1 protein-coding gene and 1 tRNA gene are annotated in these 2012 nt (G+C 43.7%); both read right to left on the bottom strand.

Features of this window, described 5'->3' with window-relative positions:
• Window positions 1-179: 179 nt before the first annotated feature.
• Window positions 180-254 (bottom strand) — tRNA-Arg (locus QVO66_RS11960).
• 93 nt (window positions 255-347) lie between these two features.
• On the bottom strand, window positions 348-2006 hold the full coding sequence (gene rho, locus QVO66_RS11955; RefSeq protein ID WP_441295434.1) for a transcription termination factor Rho: 1659 nt from the start codon (window positions 2004-2006) through the stop codon (window positions 348-350).
• Window positions 2007-2012 lie beyond the last annotated feature (6 nt).

The following is a 2012-nucleotide window of genomic DNA, read 5'->3' as shown; positions in this document are numbered from 1 at the left end:
TAATATTTTCTTTCCCCACTATTTATCGGGTGAGCCTACATTTCATGGCAAAAAATAATGCCAAGACTTATAAGAAAGAAATGATGCAGTCAGTAAGTTGTATCATCAATCAATATAAACGCAAATAAGAACATCTATGATAAAAAGAAAAAGGAGCATCACATGATGCTCCTTTTCCGTGATTCCGTTGGGATTCGAACCCAAGACCCACGCCTTAGAAGGGCGTTGCTCTAATCCAACTGAGCTACGGAACCCCTAAATCGAGTGCAAAGGTACTCAAAATAATTCTTATAACAAAATTTTTTAGGAAAAACTTTTAAATAAGAATACAAGTACCTCTAAAATATTTATGAATTCATCGTTGCAAGGAACTCATCGTTATCATAAGTACGAGCCATACGGTCATGAATTGTATTCATAGCCTCAATTGGCGTCATGTCAGAAATATACTTGCGTAAAATCCACATGCGGTCGAGAGTTGTCTTGTCCTGCAACAGATCATCACGTCGTGTACTTGAAGCAACAAGATTAACAGACGGGAATATTCTCTTGTTACTGAGACTTCTATCCAACTGGAGTTCCATGTTACCCGTACCTTTGAACTCTTCGAAAATAACCTCATCCATCTTGCTTCCAGTATCAATCAAGGCTGTTGCGACAATAGTGAGCGAACCTCCACCCTCTATATTACGTGCCGCACCAAAGAAACGTTTCGGCTTCTGCAGAGCATTAGCATCAACACCACCGGTAAGAACCTTACCACTGGCAGGTGAAACCGTATTGTATGCACGTGCAAGACGTGTGATTGAATCAAGGAAGATCACCACATCATGACCACACTCAACCATACGCTTTGCCTTTTCCAACACAATACCGGCAATCTTTACATGACGTTCCGCCGGTTCATCAAACGTAGAGGCAATAACTTCTGCATTAACCGTACGCGCCATGTCGGTAACTTCCTCTGGACGCTCATCAATAAGCAACATCATAAGATATGCTTCAGGATGATTTGCCGCAATCGCATTTGCTATGTCCTTCATAAGGATTGTCTTACCTGTCTTTGGCTGCGCAACAATAAGCGCTCTCTGTCCTTTACCAATCGGCGAGAACAAGTCAACAATACGAGTGCTGAGGTTTGTAGTTGAACGCTCACCGCACAAAGTAAACTTCTCATCCGGGAACAAAGGAGTAAGATGGTCAAACGGTATACGGCCGCGCACTTCAGCAGGATCACGGCCGTTAATCTTATCAATGCTTGTCAACGGGAAATACTTCTCTCCGTCATGCGGTGGACGCACATGGCAATTTACCACATCGCCAGTCTTAAGTCCATAACGCTTAATCTGGGCTATAGAAACATAAATGTCATCAGGAGAAGAAAGATAATTATAGTCGCTCGAACGCAGGAATCCATAGCCATCAGGCATTATCTCAAGTACGCCGTTGGCAGTGATAATATCCTCAAAATCAAATTGCGGTACACTTTCCGGCTCCATCTGAGGAGCATACATAACATTATTTAAGTCCATAGGACTTGTCGGATTGTCGAACATATCAAATCGCGGCACAGCCATCTGATCTTCAATCGGCAAGTCTACAATAGGAATAAAGTCTGTTCCGTCTCCGGGATCGCCTTCCCATACACCTGATGCAATAATCTCACGTTTCTCGTCAGCCACTTCGTTGTGTGCATTCACCTTGGCCTGCAACTGTGCTATAAGATCTGTTGAGTTGTCATTCTGAGTATCAGGAGCTTCTGCGGTTGCAAATTCAGCTTCAGGAACAATGGCCAAATCTGTTTCTTCCGGCATGTCATCACTTATTGCTTCAGGAATTTCGCTGACACCTTCAACAACATCCTCTGATATTGCTTCGGGAACTTCAGGCGCAGCCTCAACTATATTATCAACAACAGGCTGCAATGGCTCAGGCTGTTTTTCCGGTTCAACAGGCACAACCTCTTCCACAACAGGAACTGCCTGCGGCTGCTCAGCTTCAGCCACCGGTTC

It is taken from the genome of Prevotella sp. CAG:255, from assembly GCF_000431195.1.
Lineage (GTDB): Bacteria > Bacteroidota > Bacteroidia > Bacteroidales > Bacteroidaceae > Prevotella > Prevotella rara.
This window is presented reverse-complemented; position numbering and strand designations above follow the sequence as displayed.